This window comes from Streptomyces sp. NPDC048353 (genome assembly GCF_055587165.1).
Genome location: NZ_JBVJGU010000013.1, coordinates 64,781 through 83,060, shown reverse-complemented (window position 1 = coordinate 83,060; position 18,280 = coordinate 64,781). Strand labels below are relative to the sequence as shown.

Here is an 18,280-nt window from a genome sequence, read left to right as displayed (position 1 = left end):
TGTTTACGACCTCCCCGGCGACGGAGGAGTCTTGGCCTGCTCAGGCGCGGCGACCTCGGCCGGCAGCGCGAGCGCGGTGTACGCCGTCGCTCCCCTGGCACCGGGCGCGGTGGCCACGGGCACCTGGAAGTAGCGCACCGCGTCGGCCGCAGCCGCTGGGGCCGGGGAGGCGCCCAGCTGCGCGGACGGCGCCGGCGACGGCTGCCCGCCGATGACGCGGGCCGCGACCGTGACCGCCCAGACGGCAGTGTCGGTCTGCCGGAGCCGGACGACGGTCAGCTGCTCGCCCCGGCGCTGACCGGACACTTCGTCGAGCTGCATGCTGGCGGCCGGCGGGTAGTAGGCGGCGAGCTTGGGCTCGTCGCCACGGCCGGCGGACAGGTAGGCGGCGACGAAGAGACTCGCAAAGCCGGCCACGCCCTGACCGCCGCTCGCGGACGGTGCGGACGGGGCGGTCTTCGGCGCCGGGGCCGCGGACGTGGCGGGCCCCGACAGGTAGGCGAGCGCGCCCAGCAGGGGGCCGAGCGCGATCAGGCCCCAGACGATCCAGCGGATCAGCGCGGCCGAGTTGGCCTGGGCGCCGGTCGACCAGCCACCGACCCAGCCAGCGTCCTGCTCCCCCTCGGCCTCCCGGATGTCCGGCGTCTGCGGCTCGACCGGTGCGGCCAGCCTGCGGCGGGTGCGTACGAGGCTCATGCCGTGCCTCCGGCCGAGCGCAGGGTGTGGCTGGCCAGCTCCGCGATCCGGCTGTGGAGTTCCGCTTCGGGTCGCAGGCGCAGTGCGGCGAGCGAGGCGAGGACGGCTCGGCGTCCTCGTCGAGGAAGGCGCGGAGCTGCTCGTGGGTGCCGGTGTCGAAGGGGCGGGCGATGAGGGCGGCGCCGAGGTAGATCACCAGACGCTGCGCGCGGGTGACGCGCTCCTCGTCCGCGTCCAGCGACGTCGCGGCGGCGGGTGTGGTCAAGACGCATCTCCAAGGGGGGCGGGGCGAGTTCCCGTTCATGCCGCGGCCATGGGCTGGAGGAATGCTGTGAGGCGGGCCAGCGCCCGCGAGCGGCGGCGTTGCCAGGCGCCGGCCGTGGTGCCGGCGCGGGCGGCGGCCTCGGCGGCCTCGGCGTCCGTGAGGCCGCCGCTGATGTGGCGCCAGGCCAGCGCTTGCGCGTCCGCGGGCGAGAGCGCGCCGTCGCGGACGGCGTCGAGGAGGAGCTCCAGGAGCTCCAGCCGGGCTGGGGCGGCCGCGGCGTCGTCCGCCGGGCCGGAGTGGAGCACGGTTTCTGCGGCGGCCGCGCATACCGTGCGGGCGCGGGCGATCTCGTAGGGGCCCGGCGCCGGGGCGGCGATGTGCTCCGCAGCCGTGAGGTCCTCCCCCGCTGGACCCTGCTCGGCGGCGAGCTCGGCCAGGACCTGGCGCAGGGTGTCGAGCGCGAGGTTGGCGGCAGGCCTGCCAGGGCGAAGGTGGATGCGACCGGCGCGGGCCACTTCGTAGAGGGCGGCCACGGTCACGTGACCGACGGCGTCGCGGGTCCGGCCGCCGGTCGTCCGGACCTGTCCGCGGGTGATGCGGATGACGGCGGGCAGCATCGCCTGGACGATGACGCGGCCGGCGAGGACGGCCGATCGGTCACGGCCAGCGGCGCGCTGCAGGAGGACGCGCAGGACGGCATCGGTCAGCGCATCGGTCACGCCGTCGGCCGCCGGGCGGAGCGCGGCGAGAGGCTGGGCGGGCGTCAGGGAGCCGGCCCAGGAATCGGTCACCGCCCCGATGGCGTCGGTCAGGTGGCCATCGGTCACCCAGTCGGTCACCGCTTGCTGGAGGGCGGGGTCCGCGCACAGCGCGGCCCAGTCGGTATCCAGCCGGTCGAAGAACCTGCCGCCGGCGGCGGGGTGTGAAGCGTCGTGCACGGCACGTTTCCTTTCGGATCTCGTGCCGTACACACTCCTCAGAGCGGCTTGCCCGAAGGCTTGCCCGCCACCCTAAGAGCGCAGATAAGAGGCTTGCCCTGTACCTGGGCAAGCCTTCGGTGACCAGTTGGGCAAACCTGGCGGGGGGTTGGTCAAGCCTCCGTGACCGGTCCTCGCAACTGTGGGCCAGCCTCCTTGAGGGGTGGGCAAGCCTCGGGTTTGTGCTGCCGACGGCTTGCCCAGGAGGCGGGAGCGAGGGCGCGGCGGACGGGTGACCGATGGCTGCGGACCGGTCATGACCGGTGACCGGCGGGCCTGGTTCGGCCACCGGGTCGGGATTGGGCAGGGCGGGTTGGCCGACCGGTCACGGCACCGGCTGCGTGCCACTGATCACGGCGGGACGGCTGGGTGGCTCTGTGCGGGATGAACGGGTTCTCACTCGACTTCTGTGTAGCTGTGGCGCGCATCCCAGCCGCCGCCCGCAACATCCTCGAGTCGACGGCCCTCTCCCCCGCGTTCGCGTTCAGGACGTCGTTCTGCATCCTCCGGCGCCCCGTGAGCTGCTCGTCAACCTCATCGGCGGCCCCGCCACATCGCCACGTATAGGCGGCTGGCACCCCCGCCGGCGGTCTTTCCGAACTCCTGGCCCGAGCGATCCGGGACCGTGGCTGCGAAGTCGTCGTCAAGTACCTGCACGTCCATCTGCCGCGCTCCCCCCGGGAGCACGAGGCCCGATGATTCGAGCCTAGTGGACGAACTTGACGATGCGGCAGCCAATGCAGCCGGTGACGGTGCAAGGAGCCGCTAGGTCCCTGCTGCCTCATCAGGGCGACGTCTCTATAACCGGGTTATGGAACGTCGGAGACACCACGCGAGGTGTGAACCTAACCGTGTTGACGCTGGCAACGATCTCCTGTGTTAGTAAGGTGTCGTCCATGACTCAGCCCGCACCTGGTGACCGCGAGAAGGTCGTCTCGAAACTCCCTCCCGAGTTGCAACGCGACCTGAAGGTACGCAGCGCTCAGCACGGCACCGGCATCCAGAACGCCGTCGAGGCAGGCATCACCGCCTGGCGCGGACTGGGATCCAACTTGGCCCCTATCGACACCGCAGGAGCCAAGTCCTTCTCCACCTTCCTCCCGGAAGGCCAATGGGAGGGTTTCCGCGCCGACTGCACAGCCCGAGGAGTCTCCATCGTCCAGGGCCTCTCCCAGTCGGTCGCTCTCTGGCTCGACAAGAACCCGGCCCCCGCCGTGCTCCGACCCACCTACGTCAGACGCATTGTCGTCTGCAACCAGAAGGGCGGCGTCGGTAAGACCGCCGTCGGCTCCGGCCTCGGCGAAGCGATGGCCGAAGACTCCGATCAGCTGTACTGGGTCCGCATCTCCAAGCACCTGGCCGCACTCATCGAGGAGGAGTCCAACCGCGTCTTCGACCTCGAGGAGCTTCCCGGTCTGGGGCTGCGCGTGCTCCTGGTCGACTTCGATCCCCAGGGCCATATGACCAGCCAGCTCGGTCACAACACGCTGCCCATCGAAGGCGACAGCCTCACCAAGCACATGGCGGGTGAAGCCAAGGGCCACCTACAGGACCTCATTGTGCAGGTCGAGGACGAACGGTTCGGCGACCGCCTCCACCTCCTCCCCGCGTGCACCGACGCCTTCCTGCTCGACGTAAAGCTGTCCGGCGTACGCGCTCGGGAAGCCGCCATGGAACGCGCCCTCGCCCCCATCGAAGGCGACTACGACGTCATCGTCGTCGATTGCCCGCCCAGCCTCGGCCTCAGCATGGACGCCGCCGCCCACTACGGCCGCCGACGAGAGGGAGAAGAGCCGGGCAACTCCGGCATCCTCGTCATCGTCCAAGCCGAAGACAGCTCCGCCGACGCCTACGACCTCCTCACCACCCAGCTGGAGGACCTGCGCACCGACATGGCCCTCGACCTGGACTACCTCGGCATCGTCGTCAACCAATACGACGCCCGTCGCGGCTACATCGCCACGTCATCGCTGCAGGGATGGATCGACATAAAGGATCCCAAGGTAGTCGGCGTCATTGGCGACCTCAAGGAACAGAAGGAAGCCGTCAGAGTGAAGCGGCCCCTCCTCGCCTACGCCCCGCGCTGCGACCAGGCCGTTGGCATGCGCGCTCTCGCTAGGGAGATCTCATGAGCAAGGCCGACCTTCTCGGAGCCAGCAGCTCCTTCCAGCGCGCCCGTCCGGTCAGCGCCCGTCGCGCGGCCATCAACCAGGCAACCAGCGCACCCACCGAAGGCGTGGCCGCGCCCACCGAGCTGCCGCCCAGCGTCATCGGCCTCAACCCGGATAACCCGCGCAGGGAACTCGGCGACCTGACCGACCTTGCCAACAGCCTCCGGGACCACGGCCAGAAGACGGCGATCAGCATCATGACCCGCTTCGCCTACCTCCAGGCGAACCCCGGTCGCGAGGCTGACCTCGAGCCCGACACCCAGTACGTAGCCATCGACGGAAACTCCCGCCTCGCCGCGGCCCGCGAAGCCAACCTCAACACCCTCAAGGTCATGGTCGACGACGACCTCGGGTCAGACTCCGACGGCGTCCTCGAATCCGCCCTCGTCGCCAACATCCACCGCCGGGACCTTGACCCCCTGGACGAGGCCAAAGCCCTGCTCCAGCTCCTGAAGCTGCACGGCACCCAGGAAAGACTGGCCGAGCGCCTCCACCGGACACAGGCTTGGGTCTCCCAACGCCTCGCGCTTCTCAACCTCACCCCCGACCTGCAACAGCGTCTAAAGGACGGAACGGAGCAGGCCAAGCACCTGCGCAGGGTCGGCAACAAGAAGCCCGAGGAGCAGGAATCCCGGCTTGCAGAGATCAAGGCCCAGGAGGAGGCAGCGAAAGCAGCGCAGAAGCAGGCCCGGAAGAGGCAGCCGAGCAGCACCGCAACCTCGGAGGCCTCAAAGCCCTCTTCAACGTCCGATGCAGGGAACCCCGAGGGCGAGCTTCATAACCCGGTTATGAAGACGTCGTCCGCAGAGCTCGCACCCGAACAGTCGTCATCGCCCGACGAGGCTCATAACCCGGTTATGAAGATTGCAGGCGTGGTCCTTCCTGATCCGCGCTCGGCGGCGGCCACCCCCGAGGAGGGCTTGCCTGCCCTGCGGAGCGACGGCAAGGCCCTCATGGACTTCGCCCGGCAGAGCCTCACCCCAGAACAACGAAGCGCCATGCTGCAGCGATACTTCCAGCTTGCCAGCGGAGTCGATGAAGTGGCCGAGGACCTGAGCCGCGGCCTTCTGCCGAAAGACCGGCACGAACTAGCCTTGATCATCCGAAGGATTTCGGACGTTCTCGGTAAGCCCTAACAAGATCACCAACAGGCCGGCCTCCTCAAGAGGTCGGCCTTTTCACACGGCCTCACAGTGCCGCACCTCATGGACACGAATCAGCAACCCGTTCCGATGGCGGGGGAAGGGTGAGGGAGTGAGACCCGAAGGCCGGACCCCGGGAGGCCATCCACCTGGCGGCGCTGCGGGCCCTATGGCAGACCCGCCTCGACGTGGAAACCTCGATCTCGCTGCAGAACGGCTGCGTCACCTCGAGGACCCGGCTGACGACCCGTCCAACACGTGAGGGGGCAGTCCCATAGTGGGCTAACCATGAACATCTATCTCGCCGCTGACATTAGCTGTCGCCTGTATTTCGTGCTCACGCCCGGCCAGGCCGACGAGGCAGCCAGCGCTCGACTACGCGGATCTGCAGTCCGAAGTCCGCGTCAAGTCGGCAGGCCTAGACCTTCGCTGGCACACGGCGCGGCGAGTTTTTTGCGAGACCGGCCGTCGAATGGCCGACGACCGGGCTGGCATGGTGTTTCCAGTGCTGGCTATCAGCTGCTGAGGTCGAACACGCCCCACGCGGTGAACGGCTCGGCCTGGACGTAAATCCTGCTCCCTCGGCTGACGACCCGCCGGCGACCGGGGGCAGCGCCGTCGGGCAGAGTGAGCCGGCCGGTATCCGTGGGCTCGACGGATACTTCGGTGATCTCTCCGTGGGCGAGTCGGTCCCGCTCCTCGCCGTAGCCGCCGTAGAAGGCGACCCGGTCGCCGTGGACGGCCAGCGCTTTGGTGCCCCGAATGCGGTTTGCCCACACTCTCACGGGCCGGTCGTGGCGGTCGGGGCGTATTTCGGCGAGCGGGAAGTCCGTGTATGTGCACGCCCAAGCGGCGGTGCCCGACACGTTCAGGGCGTAGCAGTCGAAGAGGCCGGGGATTCGAGCGCCGTCTGACGTCCAGGCGAGCCGGCCCGTGGCGCTCCAGCGGCGGATTCCGGCCGGGTTCTCATCAAAGTGCCCGACCCAGATATGGCCGGACTCGTCCACGAGCAGGTGCTCGATGGCGTCCCCGACGGAGAAGGACGAGGTTTCGCGGCCGAGCGCGTCGAAGACCTGGACTTGGTGCGCGTCCTCGTTCCGGCGGGTGCGAGACGCGGCGACGACGAACCCGCCGTCGGGCAGACGTTCCAACTTCGGCCAGCGGGCTCGCACGGCACTCAGGTCGGTGAGTTCGACGTCGCCGCCCGGATGGACGGAAACGACCAGCGCGTCGAAAGGCAGAAGGTCGACGCCAGGCTGCGGAGCGCGTTCGGCAAGCAGCCAGTGGGCGGTGCCGAAAACATCGACGGTACTGGTCAGGACGTGGTGGTGATGGTGCGCTCGGGGGAGGTGGACGTGGGGAACGAGGGCGGTCTCCTGCACGGGCGGGCTCTCCTGGGTGGGCGGACACGGCTATCGGACGCTGGGGTGGCGGCGGCCGGCGGCGCGCGAACGGCGGAGAGGCGAGCGGGGCGCCTAGAAGGCATGGCCCTTTCTGGTCGTCATGAGGCGATCATCGTCGACGTGCGACCGCGTGACAAACCCTTTAGGCGGGTGTGACTGACGGGGGTTAGTTCGCCCGATCGTCTGCCGCCTCGGGTACGCCGATCCTGGCTGTCGGTGCGACTGCGCTGGACGTTAGCCTCGGCTCATGGTTCCTGTACGACCTTCGAACGTGATCACGCGCCACCGCGGTGGAGCGATCCATGCGTACGTGCTGGACTCCAACGGGCTCGGCCCGCTGGAGCCTGTCGCGGTATTCCAGCCGCGGTCAGGCGACGAGGTCGTGGAGTCGGCGGTGTGGCCCGATCTGGAGCGCTTCGTGTATACGACGCTGAACGGCGTCGTCTGCCTTACGGGCGCTGGTGATGTGGTGTGGGCGTCGGACTTTGAGCCGCGTTCGGACCGGCGTCATGGCCACCGGCCCGGCTGCGCGCTGTCACTCGACGGCCGGACCGTGTGGGTCTACCGGCCGGACGCGATGGCGGGACGCGGCAGCGACCAGTGGGTCGTGCATGACGCTGACAGCGGGGCGGTCCTTGGCCGCCGTGAGCTGGAGACGGTCGGGCACGGCGCCGTCCACCACGTGCACCCCGTGGACGGCGGCATCTACCTCGACATCGGTGAGGGCCAGGACGGCTCAGTCATTCTCAGGGGGATGGCTGGGGCCGACGGCGAGGCGACGTTCGTTACGTACTCGTGGAGGGACCGCTGCCTGATCGACCTGGCGCCGGATGGGCGGCAGTTCATGACCGTCGACCACGGACAGGCGGATGTCGCCTTCCACCGCCACCCCAGCGGAGACGTGCTCTGCACCCTGCCCGTCGAAGCCTTCGGATACGACCCGGAGGAGACCTTCGTGGAATGGAGCGGCGGCTACCTGACCTCGGACTTGGCCGTCGTCACTCTGGGCGGCGAAGGCCCGGACGACGAGGAGGAGTGGTTCCGCTACCACCTGGTCGACGTGCGCACGGGCACGCTCAGCGGCGAGATCACCGTCGAGTCGACCAACCCGTACGAATTGGTGCCCCTGGGCGACGGCTCCTGGCTCACCGCCGGTCCCGACGGCAATCCCGTCCGCTGGTCGGCAGCGACGCCGAGTTGAGCAGTGTGCTTGTCGATCGGCCTTCTTCCGACAGTGGGAGCCTCGCACTCACCCGTTTTCAGTAGTCGGCAGCTGGTTCGGCGGCCGAAAACGCCACTAGGGGCCGCCTGGCGGGCTGCTGAGTAACGATAGGTCGATCCATACCGGGAGAGTTGAGTTCGTCGATTGAGGGGCCCATTCTTGGCGTCGCTTTTAAGCACTAATGGGCGAATTGCCGGATTGGGCCCCACGGGAAGTCACGTGCCGGTGACGAGTCCACCCATTAGCCGTCGGCGGCCGCTGCTGCCCCCAGCGGGGTCGCCGACCGGAGGGCACTCCGATTACCCGATGGCCGGGTGTGCGGTCGGGTCATTTTCCGAAGCAGGGGACAGGGCGAGTCCTGCGTACCCGATGAAGTCGAGGGTTGCCTGTGTCAGGCCGCGGTGCGAGCCCCTCGTCGCAGCAGGCGTCGAAGAGGTTCCACGGGGGATGAAGGTGGCCAGCTGGTTGGCGGCGCGTGGCCGGGGGGAGGGAGAGAACGCGGGAGTTCACGGGCTTGGGCTATGCACCGAGGCCTGCTCGTCCTCCGGGGTGCCACCGCGGTCGGAGGGCCCGGGACCAGGGGTGCCAGGGGCCGGTTTTCCCGGGTTGGGTGAGCTGCTTGAGCGGACATCGTGGGCGCGCGACGTATGGCGCCGCGGTGGTATTTTGACCGGATTCGTGTATGGGGGGCGAATCTGTGGACAGTGACCTGCGGCGTGCAGTCGTCGCGACGCTTGGCGAACTTGGGCGAAGCGGAGACTGGCGTGACCGGGCGGATGCGGGTCACAGCTTGGCAGGGTTCGCCGAGATGCAGGAGTCCGTACAGCCGCTGCTGGGGCTCATGCTCGATCCTGGTGACACCTTCGTCACCCGGCGGACGGCGGAGGGCTTGCTTCGACGAGGGGACAGGGCTGGACTGACGATCGTCGCGTCCGCACTGGCAGTCACCAATGACAGCCATGCCGAATGGATCCACACCGCAATCGTCGATGTCTTCAGCATCTACTCGGACGACGTGGACGAGGCGCTACGGCTCTGCGCGGAGATGTCGGGCGACACCGACGATCGTGTGGCCCGGGGGGCCCGTCTGCTGCGTGCGAGCTTGGCAGAGATCGATTCCGTTCTTCGTCCTTCATAGCTGAGGGGATCGCGGGGCGGACTGTCGACGACAAAGGCGGGGGGGATCACCGTGCCAACTGAGTACTCTCATCGCTGGCGCATGCCTTGACGGAGGCCTTGGTCGACCTGGCTTGGTCTATCGACGGCGCGGACGACGAACAGATGGAACTCGATGACGCGGTGAAGGCCCTGGAGGGTATGGCTGCGCGTCTCCAGCACGTGTCGAGCGAACAACGGTGCGACCTGCTTGATGTGCTTGACGGGATGGCTGAGGCAGAAGCCGATCCCGCCCGGCGGGAGTTCCCTAAGAGGTCCTAACAGAAGCCGTTGATGGTGTGACTGTCGGCTTGGATGGTCGTTGGTCCGTTCGTGGCGAAGCGGAACTCTCGGCCGTGGGTCGTGTCGGATGAACTGTGGCTGCTGAGCGAGCCGTTGCTGCCCGTTGCGGCGCCGAAGCTGGTGGCTGGGCGGCCTCGGGTGCCGGACCGGCAGGCTCTGTGCGGCATCCTCTTCGTGCTCCACACCGGCATCCAGTGGGAGTACCTGCCCCAGGAACTCGGCTTCGGCTCCGGCATGACGTGCTGGCGGCGGCTTGCCGCGTGGAACGAGGCCGGCGTGTGGGACCGGCTCCATGCCGTCCTGCTGACGAAGCTGCGGTCAGCGAAGCAGCTGGACTGGTCCCGGGCGGTGATCGACTCCACCCATGTCCGGGCCGCTCGGCGCGGCCCAAAATCGGACCGAGCCCGGTCGACCGAGCACGCCCGGGCAGCAAACAGAACGTCCTCGTCGACGGACAGGGCATTCCACTCGCAGTGTCGCTGACCGGCGGAAACCGCAACGGCATTCAGCTGATGCCCTTGCTCGCGAAGATCCCGTCCGTCGCGGCCCTGGGCCCAGACGAGGAGGCGACCGGACATGCTGCTGGCCGACCGGGGCTACGACCACGACAAGTACCGCCGCCTCGTCTGGGCCCAGGGCATCAAACCGGTCATCGCCCGACGCGGCGTCCCACACGGCTCCGGGCTTGGCGTCCACCGTTGGGTCGTCGAACGCACCATCGCCTGGCTGCACGGTTTCCGACGCCTCCGCGTCCGCTGGGAACGACGCGACGACATCCACGAAGCCTTCCTCGGCCTCGCCACCTGCCTTATCACCCACCGACACGTCCAACGCCTTTGTTAGGACCTCTAAAGCGGTGTCTCACGTGGCGATTTCACCCGCTGCGGGGCCATAGGTGCTGAGAGCGGGGGAGAGCTGTCCGGGTGGCCACGCCGCACTCCGCTATGCCGCACCCGCCGCTGCTCGCACCCACGCGGCGGCGTCGTGCCTCCGACCTGCGGCCCATGCTCGATTGACGGTGGAAGCAACAGCTCGCAATAGGCGAGAGAAAGGAAGGCCGGCATCGATCCGTCGCAGGAGCCGCAGGGGTCGCCCGCCGCGTCTGGGAGGCATGGGACGGCGAGTACGGCGTCGAAGTCGAGCACCACCACATCGACCACCCGGTAGTGCCCGCCTCCACCTCCGCCTGAACTGCAGGCGCGGCCCTCCAGGACGCCCCCCGGGGGATAGCGGCTCAGATAGACCACCGTTGATCCGTCAGCATGAATCTCGCAGGGCCGGCCTGAGAGAGCCTGAGCGTCCCCGCGCCCGTGCCACCCTTGAGACGCGAGCCCTGCGTCCCCGTTCGCAGGCCTCGACAGGCCCCCACCCGCCGCCCGGCCCGTGGGGGCCGATCCACACCTGGCTACTTCACCGGCTTCCACACCTCACAGCCCCTCGACGTGAACTGACCGTCAGAGGACCGGATCGTCACCGTGATTGACCGGGCGGACGTGGCAAAGTGGTTGTCGACGATCTCCCCACTCTCCGTGGTCCGTTCCCAGTAGCAGTTCTCCATCTGCCCCTTTGCGCGATACGTGCCCGGGGGGATCGTCTGCTCGTCCTCGTTAGTTGACGGCTTCGACGACACCACGTAGGTACCGCCAGTGAACCAGCGGTCGTACTTCCCCGAGATCGCCTGCTTCAGCGTCTCCGACCATTTCGGGCACAGCTTCGGGATCCCCACCTGCAAAATCGCAGCCCCATCACCTTCCAGGGACCCGCTCTCGGCCAGCCAGTGGGGCCTCGCCATCGCCTGGACGGCGCTGGTCGGCAAGGACTCGCAGATATCACTCACGAACCCCGGTGCCGAGGCGTACAGCTCGCCGTACGTCCACCCCTTCTCGTCCGCCAGCTTGTCGATCTCGCCTTCTGGGCCCTCCGGATAGGACGGCTCCTCCGCCGTCGGCAGCGGCTCCGGCGTCCAGGCCTCCGTCGATGGTGCTACCAAGGTCGGTGTCGCGACTCCAGCCTTCGGGTCGCTTCCCTCGCCCCCACACCTTGACAGCAGCACAGCCGCAGCCACACCGGCCGCAACCATCCCCACCCCATGCATGCGTCTCAAAGCGCGCAGGATGCCACTAGAGCGGGCCTGGAGGACCCCGAACCCTGGATCCGGGATCATCGACTCATCCGCGTGGGGCTTGACCAACAGCGGGAGCCCTACCGCCATGCCCCCTCCAAGGCTGAACAAGCCGAAGTCGCCGCCCGCCGCGCTGGCCCCATCAAACCTTCGCCGCGAAGGTGTGCCCTTCGACGATGACCGCATCCTCAACCTCGGCCACTCCTCACCCACCCGCGCCTGCAAGGGTGACCTCGACCACAAGGTGTGCGCGTGCCGAACGGCGCCGCGTCGCCCGCCGCGCCATCCCGGAACTCCGCACCGCCCTCGCCTAAGTCGAGTCACGCCATGCAGGCAAGGCTTGCGCGCCGAGCCGATGCTCGGCATCTGGATCCAAGGCATGGCCTCCCGGGTCGTATGCACGCCGGTGTCCGCGCTCTCACCGAACTCGCTGCAGCGCCCGCCACGAGCGGCTCGGCGACGATCGGCTACGCGGAGGCGTTTGAACCCGTTGATAGCTCGCGCGGGTAGTCGCTTCCGCAGCGGGACACCGCTTGGAGTATTTGAGCTGCTCAGGCCCATTTCCGCGTAGCAGCAGGGCTATTTCATCGGGATTATCTGTAGGCAATCCTCCAGAGATTGCTGTGGAGGGTAGTACTACCTTGTAGATTGGCAACGCCCGCGCAGCGTACTGAACAGTGCGCTGGGTTGGACAGCACGAAGCCCCGGGCGGGTATCCGCGCCGAGGCTTCGGCTCCTATGAGGAGGCCCTGACCTGGGACTTCAGCCGCTGTAGTACTGGCCTAGCAGGTTGCAGCCTGCCGAGATCAGAAGCGATCTGATGATTCCCCAGATCGGGGCCCTCTTCTTGCGCGGCTTCCGGTGTCGAGCCATAGTTCACCTCCCTTCCATGAGCGAAGGGAATTCCGGCTCGTGACGTACGCGACTGCCACAGCAGCATGAACGCTATGCCGCCTGGGGCTCGCGATCGTCGAGTTGAACGAACTTGATCACTCCTGTCAAAACTTGCTCCTGGGGGATGCCCGACAAGGCGCACCTATAACCCGGATCACAAGGGGCGGGGCCTATCATGGAGGCGTGTCCGTGGGCCTCTTCAGAGGCGTCAAGGACGTCATCATCCATGCGTGGGGCTGGCACAACTGCAAGCCAGTCCTCTCCCCCACCCTCGGCATGCCGAACCGGCGCGCGTGCTCCCCGAGGCCCATGCCTCTTGGGTACCAGGCGCCGACTGACGCCGCCTGGCCGCCGCGTACAAGCGCCTCGCCGCCTACGACCACAACCAGGTCTGTGAGCTGACCGAGGTCCGCACGGAGAGACCGCAACATGCCGCCGGTGCTGGGGTCCACGCCGGTGGCGAGGCCAAGGCCGGTGATGCCCAGGCCCCGCCGAAAGCGCCGGCGCCGCGAGTTGGCCCGCGTACCGCGCAGCAACGCACTCCTTGAGGCCACCACAGCAGCGCGGTGGCGGCCAGGTTCCAGGCCCATTCCCCCAGGGCGGTACGCCTGGGAAGGCTCGTACGTCACCTGCGGCCCCACGGGAACAGTGCGGCCGCCGCGGTTACGGCGAGGCCGGCTCATCGTGCGGCCCCCACGATCGTGCGGCGGACCCCGTCGGGGGTGAGCCGGTACTTACCGCCGTCGGCGTAGCGGACCAGGACCTCGCTGGGGAGCTGCGGCTGGCGGGCCTTCCACCCGGCCTCGTACGAATCCCGCGGGTTGTCCTCGAACCAGCCGCTGCATACGGTGCACACGAGCAGCAGGTTGTGCGCCTGGTTGATCCACTCCTCGGCGCCCCGCCCATGCCCTGGTTACGCGATGGTGGATGGTCAGGAGCTCCCGGGTTCCGCACCGCACGCAGGCGCCGCCGTCCCGGTCAACGACGATGGCCTTGACCCCGTCGGTGGCCCGGTGCGCCGTCGTGCCTTCACAGCATTGGTCTCCCCGCCTGCCCCGGGCGCCGGACTGCGGGGAGCGCGGCCCATGTGATTGCACCTTGGGCGAGGCGGGGAGAGTGGATGGCGGCAGCGGCTTAGGTCGCGGCCTGGCAAACTCCGCGCGTATGGAGCCTGAAGTCATAGCCGCCTTGATCGGCACCCCGGCGGTCCTTGTCGCTGCGACAGCCGCTTGGTTAGCCGGCCGGGCGCAGAGCCGCGGCGCGTACCACGGACCTGTCGACGCCGTCCGGCGCGCAGTCCAACGCGATGCGTACGCGGATCTCTACCGCACCGGCCGCAGGTTCATCGACGCATGGGAGAGGGCCGAGACGGCGATGCACAGCCCTCCCCCTCGAGACGTGCGGACCGAGTTGCCGCCGCCAGAGGTCCGTGCGCTGCTGGACGAGATGCGGGAGGCCCGGGACGCGCTTGAGCACGCAGCGGACATGGTGCGGCTCGAGGGGCCCGAAAGTCTCGCAAAGATCGCCGATCGGATCTTCGCCAGCGCACACCAGCTTGGCGGGCACCGGCGGGTGCAGGCGTGGGGTCACACCGTGCCGTCCTACGACTTCGACGACGACAGGCCGCAACGAAATCTAGAACGGAACGCAGCTTTGACTGAGTTCAGCCTTGCCCACCATGGCCTGCTGAAGGCGGCTAGGGCATACCTGAATGGGGGGCCGTCACAGAAGTGAGGCGTGCGGCACTGCGGCCGCGCCTACATCGCGTCCAGCGACTTGTGGAAGTCGGCCCAGGTCGTGACGCCCAGGATGTCCTCAGCGAACGGCGAGGGCGTCGGCCCACGGGGGCGTAGGGGGTGCCGAGGCGCGCGATCCAGTCCGGGACGGCTGAGGTGCGGGTGCACAGGCCGGAGTCGACGATGTTCGTGGCGCGGGCCGCGAGGGCACTATGGGGGCAGCTCACTGTTGAGTGCGTTGGGGTGGGCAGTGCCCCCGCCGTTGGCCCGGCGAGGGACACCTTCTGCCTCTGAGGCGTGACCCCGGCAGCGATGATGGCCGACCAGACTCAGCAGGAAGCCATCCTGCCGTCCCATCAGCTCCGGAGAATGTGTACGCACCGAGCGATACCTGGTGGGACGCGCGTCTGGGCTGGGGTCCTGCCCCCAGCGCAACCCCACCGTCACCAGTCACACCGTGAGGATCGACCTCACAGGTGTATCCGCTTCTGAAACCCCCCAGCCGGTCGGCTTCTTCTGCCCCATGAAGATCGGGCACCTGTGCATCTACGTCTACTTCCCGGCCGTCGACGTTGTCATCCAGCACGCGTTCCGCAGCTCCGTCGCCCGTATATGGCCCCGGCGCTCCAGCGATCTACCTTTCCCTCCACCCGTCCAGCCACGGAACGCGGATGCCTTCGAGGCATTCGCTGACGCGTTTCGCGAGAGCCTCTACCTCTACACGCCCGAGCAGGCGGCCGAGCATGGGATCAAGGAATCCTGAGAGCGGGGCCAGGCTGGCGAAGCACTCCAAAGAAAGTGGTCAACCGCCATGTGGAACGCTCAGTCACGTCACACCGAGTGCGACCGAGCGCTTCACTTGGCCAGTCAGGCGCCGGCTGGCCAGGTCCACCCCCACCTGCTTCCCGCGCGCCCACCGCGGGGCGTTTTGATCTGCCATCCTTCAGCCGTGGGCGCTGCGCCTCGTGCACGCTCGAATCTCGGCGAGGAATGAGTCTGATGGCGAAGCGGGGCACCGACCACTGGAGTGAAACCTACTGTGATCGGCGCTTCCACCCTCCCCACCTGACGGGCCTGCCCTACTGGTTCTTCTGCCGACTTGAACCCGGCCACGACGGAGCCTGCGACTGCGAAGCAGCCCACGAAGAGATGATCACGATGGACTGAGGGCTACGAGCGGCCAACTCACACGCTTACCGGCCAACTAAAGCGCTCAGTCACATTCGGGGCTCGCGGGCTGTTCGGGCGTTGCTGCTAGAGGTCGAACTCGAGGTGTTCGATGTTCGTGAACCGGACCTCCTCCAGGGAGCCGGCGCGGCGGCCGCCGTCCTGGAAGTAGACCTCCTTGAGCGCTTCGGCCGCGATCTCCTGGAGCTGCTGGTCGGTGGCGTCGGCCTCCTGGGCGTCGAAGAGGCGGGCGGCGTAGATTGGGGGCAGGGCGACGGTCAGGTGCCGGATGCGGTCCTGGTCCGTCGACCCGATCGGGGCGGTGTAGCCCATGCGAGCACGGGTGTCGATGACGATGCCGCCCGTGCTGGCCGCCTTGGCCTTGGCCTTGGCCCTGATCTGCGGCTGCCACCGCTTCTTCACCTCGCGCTCCAAACGCGCGGCGAGGTCGGGGCGGGGCTTTTTGATCTGGTCCTTCACGTACCGCTCGACGGTGCGCTGAGAGATGCGCAGCATCTGGGCGACCGGCTTGGTGCCGCCCAGCTGCTTGACCAGGTACCGCATCTGCGGGCCCGCGTTCTTTGGTGCCGGGCGGGTGAACGCCTTCTGCACCGCGGCCTCCAGGCCGTCCCCGATCAGGCTCATCGTGGCCCTCTCCTACTCTCCGTTGTCGACGTCGGTGACGGTGCCGTCCTTGATGTACCGGGCGAGGTTGATCTCCGGCGCGTTGAACTTCTCCCGGACTTCCTCGCCCCACAGGACGTCCTGCGTGCCTTCCCACTTCACGAGGCCGGGGTTGATGCCGAGCTTGAAGCCGCCGGGCAGCGGCTTGCCCTCCCGGTAGGGCAGGAAGTCCAGCGGGCTCGGGCCGTTCGAGGCGTAGACGACGCAGTCCGACAGGATCGCGATCGGGTACTGACCGGTGAACGACGCATGCTTGACGATCTTGCGGTGCAAGTTCATCCGGGTGCGGGCGATGACCGCCGCGCGGATGTCCGGCCGCCACGTCGGGCGGGACAGGGCGCGCCAGGGCTCGCCCGGCCGCCAGCCCTCCCCGCGCGGGCGCTCGCGCAGCTTGCCCAGGCCGCCCTTCACCGTCGCCTTGATCGCCGAGGCGACGATCGCCAGCTCGGGGTCGCGGGCCTTGTAGCCGTCCATCGCGGCGAGGAAGTCCTTGGGGTCGAGGTCGGCGTCGACGCCGAGGTCGGCCATCGTGGCGAGGTAGGCGTCGCGGAGCCGGTTGTACCAGCCGTCCAGGTACCGACCGTTCTCGTACCGGACCCACGCTTCGATCGGCCGTACCTCGTAGCCGAGCTCCGCCGCGTACGCGACGGTGGGCGTCGCGTACCAGGCCGGACCGGTCGGATGCTCGCCCTTCGGCGTGAACGGAGAGGGCAGCAGCGAGCCGTCCAGCTCCACCCACTCCTTGCCCACCTTCACGCGGGACAGGTCGACGTGGGAGAGGTCGACCAGCCACGAGCCGGGCAGCTTCGGGTCGAACGCCGGGGCCTTGACGTGCGTCGCCTCGCCCAGGCCGACGTTCAGACCGTTGGCGCCGGCGGCGAAGGCCATGTTGACGTCGATGCCGACCAGGTGGCGCAGGGTGCACTCCGCGTCGGTCATCGGCCGTGCCCAGTCGTATGCCTCCTCGAACAGATTCTCGCCGGGGCCGCGCATGTGGAAGCGGGGCAGGTCCTTGAGGACGGGGTGCCCGTCGGGGACCTCGCACGGCGGCCAGTTCATCGGGTCGATGGCGTCCTTGCCCAGCGAGCCGGGGTTGTGCTCGGAGTGCCGCTTGCCGTCGGCGTCCGGCTCGGAGGCCCGGGTCGCCGGGTGCAGGGCGGTCATGAGCTGCAGGCCGGTCACGGCGGTCGATCCGCACGGCGTCATCACACGGGACGCGTACACGCCCAGGACGCGGGCGAGTTCGGCTGGCGGCAGCTGCCCGACCTCACCCCAGTGCCGCGTGTCCAGCGCCTGCCAGGACGGGATGCACAGCTGCACGCACTGGCGGTCCGAGCCGGTTGCGGGGCGGTAGATCCGCGCCCACGGCCCGAACCCGCGCTTGGTCAGCTGCCACTCCGCGCGGGTCAGCTGTTTGATGACCTTGTGGCCCTCTGGCAGGCGCCCGGTAACGCGCTCCTCCTCCGTGAGCGTGACGGGGAGGCCGTAGCGCTCCAGAGCGGCCTCGGTGAGCACGATCAGCGGGTCGGCCGGCTTTCCCGGCCCGGCGAGCTTCGGCTGACCGAGCTTGGCCTCGCGCAGCGCCCAGGCGACCAGGGAGGGCAGGGACTTGGCGGGTACGTCCAGGACCAGGCCGCCGGTGCAGTACGCCAGTATCTGCCCGTCGTCGTCGACGTCCAGGACCGCCAGCGGTCCGTTCTCGAACCGCGGGTCGGCGCCGCCCGCCGGAGTACCGGCCGGGGCCGCCTTCTTCGCACCCGGGCGGCGCGACGTCGACGACGTCCTGGTGGTGCGTGCTGGACGCGGCGCGGCCGCCGGAGCGGCGGCAGCAGGAGCGGAGTTGGTCTGGGTGTTCTCGGTTGCAGGCATGGCCGCAGCCTCGGACGCCTGCCCTGTGGACAGAGTCCGCACTTCCGCCGGGGCGGGCGTGCCGGTGAACGTCGCCGGTACCGCGGGTGCGGCCGGCTCCTTGGTCACCGAGGGAGCGGGGTAGAGCTCGGCGAGCTTCTTCAGCAGCCGCGCGTACGCCTCGCGTTCCGGGCCGCGCGGCTCGGTCGGCTTCTTGACCGATTCCCAGCCGGACACCGTGGCGCGGCGCACCTTCAGCGCGGCGGCGACTTCGTCCAGCGTCAGGCCGTGCGCGACCCGCAGCCGCTTGCGCTCCTCCGCCGGCGGCAGCGGAGAGCGGGACGCGACCAGCGCGTCGACCGCGTCGAACAACTCGGACATGGAACACCTCCTGACTAACACCCTAGCGTATGAACCGTACAGATCGCGTACAGATCGCGTACTAATTTCGTTCTTTTCGCGTACGCCTGCTATGTTGACTTGAATGCGAACAGC

At 68.5% G+C, this 18,280-nt stretch carries 13 protein-coding genes and 1 pseudogene; 7 read left to right on the top strand and 7 right to left on the bottom strand.

Features of this window, described 5'->3' with window-relative positions; translation table 11 throughout:
- Positions 1-3: 3 nt before the first annotated feature.
- A complete protein-coding gene (locus tag ACZ6RC_RS32240; RefSeq protein WP_469590060.1) occupies positions 4-696 on the bottom strand; it encodes a hypothetical protein in 693 nt (230 codons plus the stop codon).
- Positions 697-996: 300 nt separating this feature from the next.
- The gene (locus tag ACZ6RC_RS32235; RefSeq protein ID WP_469590057.1) at positions 997-1,899 is read right to left on the bottom strand and encodes a hypothetical protein; all 903 of its coding nucleotides are present in this window, start codon (positions 1,897-1,899) and stop codon (positions 997-999) included.
- 935 nt (positions 1,900-2,834) lie between these two features.
- Between ACZ6RC_RS32235 and ACZ6RC_RS32230 the strand changes: the two genes are divergently transcribed.
- Positions 2,835-4,070 carry a ParA family protein gene (locus ACZ6RC_RS32230; RefSeq protein ID WP_469590054.1) on the top strand — a complete coding sequence of 412 codons (1,236 nt, stop codon included), beginning with the start codon at positions 2,835-2,837 and terminating at the stop codon, positions 4,068-4,070.
- Positions 4,067-5,245, top strand: coding sequence for a ParB/RepB/Spo0J family partition protein (locus ACZ6RC_RS32225; protein WP_469590051.1), 1,179 nt, complete (start codon positions 4,067-4,069; stop codon positions 5,243-5,245). The genes ACZ6RC_RS32230 and ACZ6RC_RS32225 overlap by 4 nt, the downstream gene beginning before the upstream one ends.
- A 521-nt stretch (positions 5,246-5,766) precedes the next feature.
- On the opposite strand, the gene ACZ6RC_RS32220 is transcribed toward ACZ6RC_RS32225, so the two are convergent.
- The gene (locus tag ACZ6RC_RS32220) at positions 5,767-6,633 is read right to left on the bottom strand and encodes a hypothetical protein (protein WP_469590046.1); all 867 of its coding nucleotides are present in this window, start codon (positions 6,631-6,633) and stop codon (positions 5,767-5,769) included.
- Between the two features lie 268 nt (positions 6,634-6,901).
- Between ACZ6RC_RS32220 and ACZ6RC_RS32215 the strand changes: the two genes are divergently transcribed.
- The 3 genes and pseudogenes from ACZ6RC_RS32215 to ACZ6RC_RS32205 all read left to right on the top strand — a co-directional run bounded on the left by ACZ6RC_RS32215 (position 6,902) and on the right by ACZ6RC_RS32205 (position 10,177).
- Entirely contained in the window at positions 6,902-7,855 is a 954-nt protein-coding gene (locus ACZ6RC_RS32215) for a hypothetical protein (RefSeq protein ID WP_469590043.1), read from the top strand.
- Positions 7,856-8,573: 718 nt separating this feature from the next.
- Positions 8,574-9,014 (top strand): hypothetical protein, encoded by a 441-nt coding sequence (locus tag ACZ6RC_RS32210; protein WP_469590040.1) that lies wholly within the window; start codon positions 8,574-8,576, stop codon positions 9,012-9,014.
- 332 nt (positions 9,015-9,346) lie between these two features.
- Positions 9,347-10,177 (top strand): annotated as a pseudogene (locus tag ACZ6RC_RS32205) (IS5 family transposase).
- Between the two features lie 562 nt (positions 10,178-10,739).
- Here ACZ6RC_RS32205 and ACZ6RC_RS32200 read toward each other — a convergent pair.
- Positions 10,740-11,546, bottom strand: coding sequence for a hypothetical protein (locus ACZ6RC_RS32200; RefSeq protein WP_469590037.1), 807 nt, complete (start codon positions 11,544-11,546; stop codon positions 10,740-10,742).
- A gap of 1,483 nt (positions 11,547-13,029) precedes the next feature.
- Positions 13,030-13,206, bottom strand: coding sequence for a hypothetical protein (locus ACZ6RC_RS32195; RefSeq protein WP_469590034.1), 177 nt, complete (start codon positions 13,204-13,206; stop codon positions 13,030-13,032).
- 308 nt (positions 13,207-13,514) lie between these two features.
- Here ACZ6RC_RS32195 and ACZ6RC_RS32190 point away from each other — a divergent pair, with 308 nt between their 5' ends.
- Together ACZ6RC_RS32190 and ACZ6RC_RS32185 are read left to right on the top strand one after the other, a co-directional pair.
- A complete protein-coding gene (locus ACZ6RC_RS32190; RefSeq protein WP_469590032.1) occupies positions 13,515-14,084 on the top strand; it encodes a hypothetical protein in 570 nt (189 codons plus the stop codon).
- A 459-nt stretch (positions 14,085-14,543) separates the two neighbouring features.
- Positions 14,544-14,849, top strand: coding sequence for a hypothetical protein (locus tag ACZ6RC_RS32185; protein WP_469590029.1), 306 nt, complete (start codon positions 14,544-14,546; stop codon positions 14,847-14,849).
- 491 nt (positions 14,850-15,340) lie between these two features.
- Here ACZ6RC_RS32185 and tpg read toward each other — a convergent pair whose 3' ends face one another.
- Both tpg and tap read right to left on the bottom strand, forming a co-directional pair.
- Complete coding sequence (tpg, locus tag ACZ6RC_RS32180; protein WP_469590026.1) at positions 15,341-15,898, bottom strand: telomere-protecting terminal protein Tpg; 558 nt, start codon at positions 15,896-15,898, stop codon at positions 15,341-15,343.
- Positions 15,899-15,910: 12 nt separating this feature from the next.
- Entirely contained in the window at positions 15,911-18,166 is a 2,256-nt protein-coding gene (tap, locus tag ACZ6RC_RS32175) for a telomere-associated protein Tap (RefSeq protein ID WP_469590019.1), read from the bottom strand.
- Between the last annotated feature and the right edge of the window lie 114 nt (positions 18,167-18,280).

Excerpts from the sequence above, each read along its gene's own strand:
- tpg (WP_469590026.1), bottom strand. The coding sequence starts at position 15,898 with ATGAGCCTGATCGGGGACGGCCTGGAGGCCGCGGTGCAGAAGGCGTTC.
- ACZ6RC_RS32215 (WP_469590043.1), top strand. The coding sequence starts at position 6,902 with ATGGTTCCTGTACGACCTTCGAACGTGATCACGCGCCACCGCGGTGGA.
- ACZ6RC_RS32190 (WP_469590032.1), top strand. The coding sequence starts at position 13,515 with ATGGAGCCTGAAGTCATAGCCGCCTTGATCGGCACCCCGGCGGTCCTT.
- ACZ6RC_RS32230 (WP_469590054.1), top strand. The coding sequence starts at position 2,835 with ATGACTCAGCCCGCACCTGGTGACCGCGAGAAGGTCGTCTCGAAACTC.
- ACZ6RC_RS32225 (WP_469590051.1), top strand. The coding sequence starts at position 4,067 with ATGAGCAAGGCCGACCTTCTCGGAGCCAGCAGCTCCTTCCAGCGCGCC.
- tap (WP_469590019.1), bottom strand. The coding sequence starts at position 18,166 with ATGTCCGAGTTGTTCGACGCGGTCGACGCGCTGGTCGCGTCCCGCTCT.
- ACZ6RC_RS32240 (WP_469590060.1), bottom strand. The coding sequence starts at position 696 with ATGAGCCTCGTACGCACCCGCCGCAGGCTGGCCGCACCGGTCGAGCCG.
- ACZ6RC_RS32200 (WP_469590037.1), bottom strand. The coding sequence starts at position 11,546 with ATGGCGGTAGGGCTCCCGCTGTTGGTCAAGCCCCACGCGGATGAGTCG.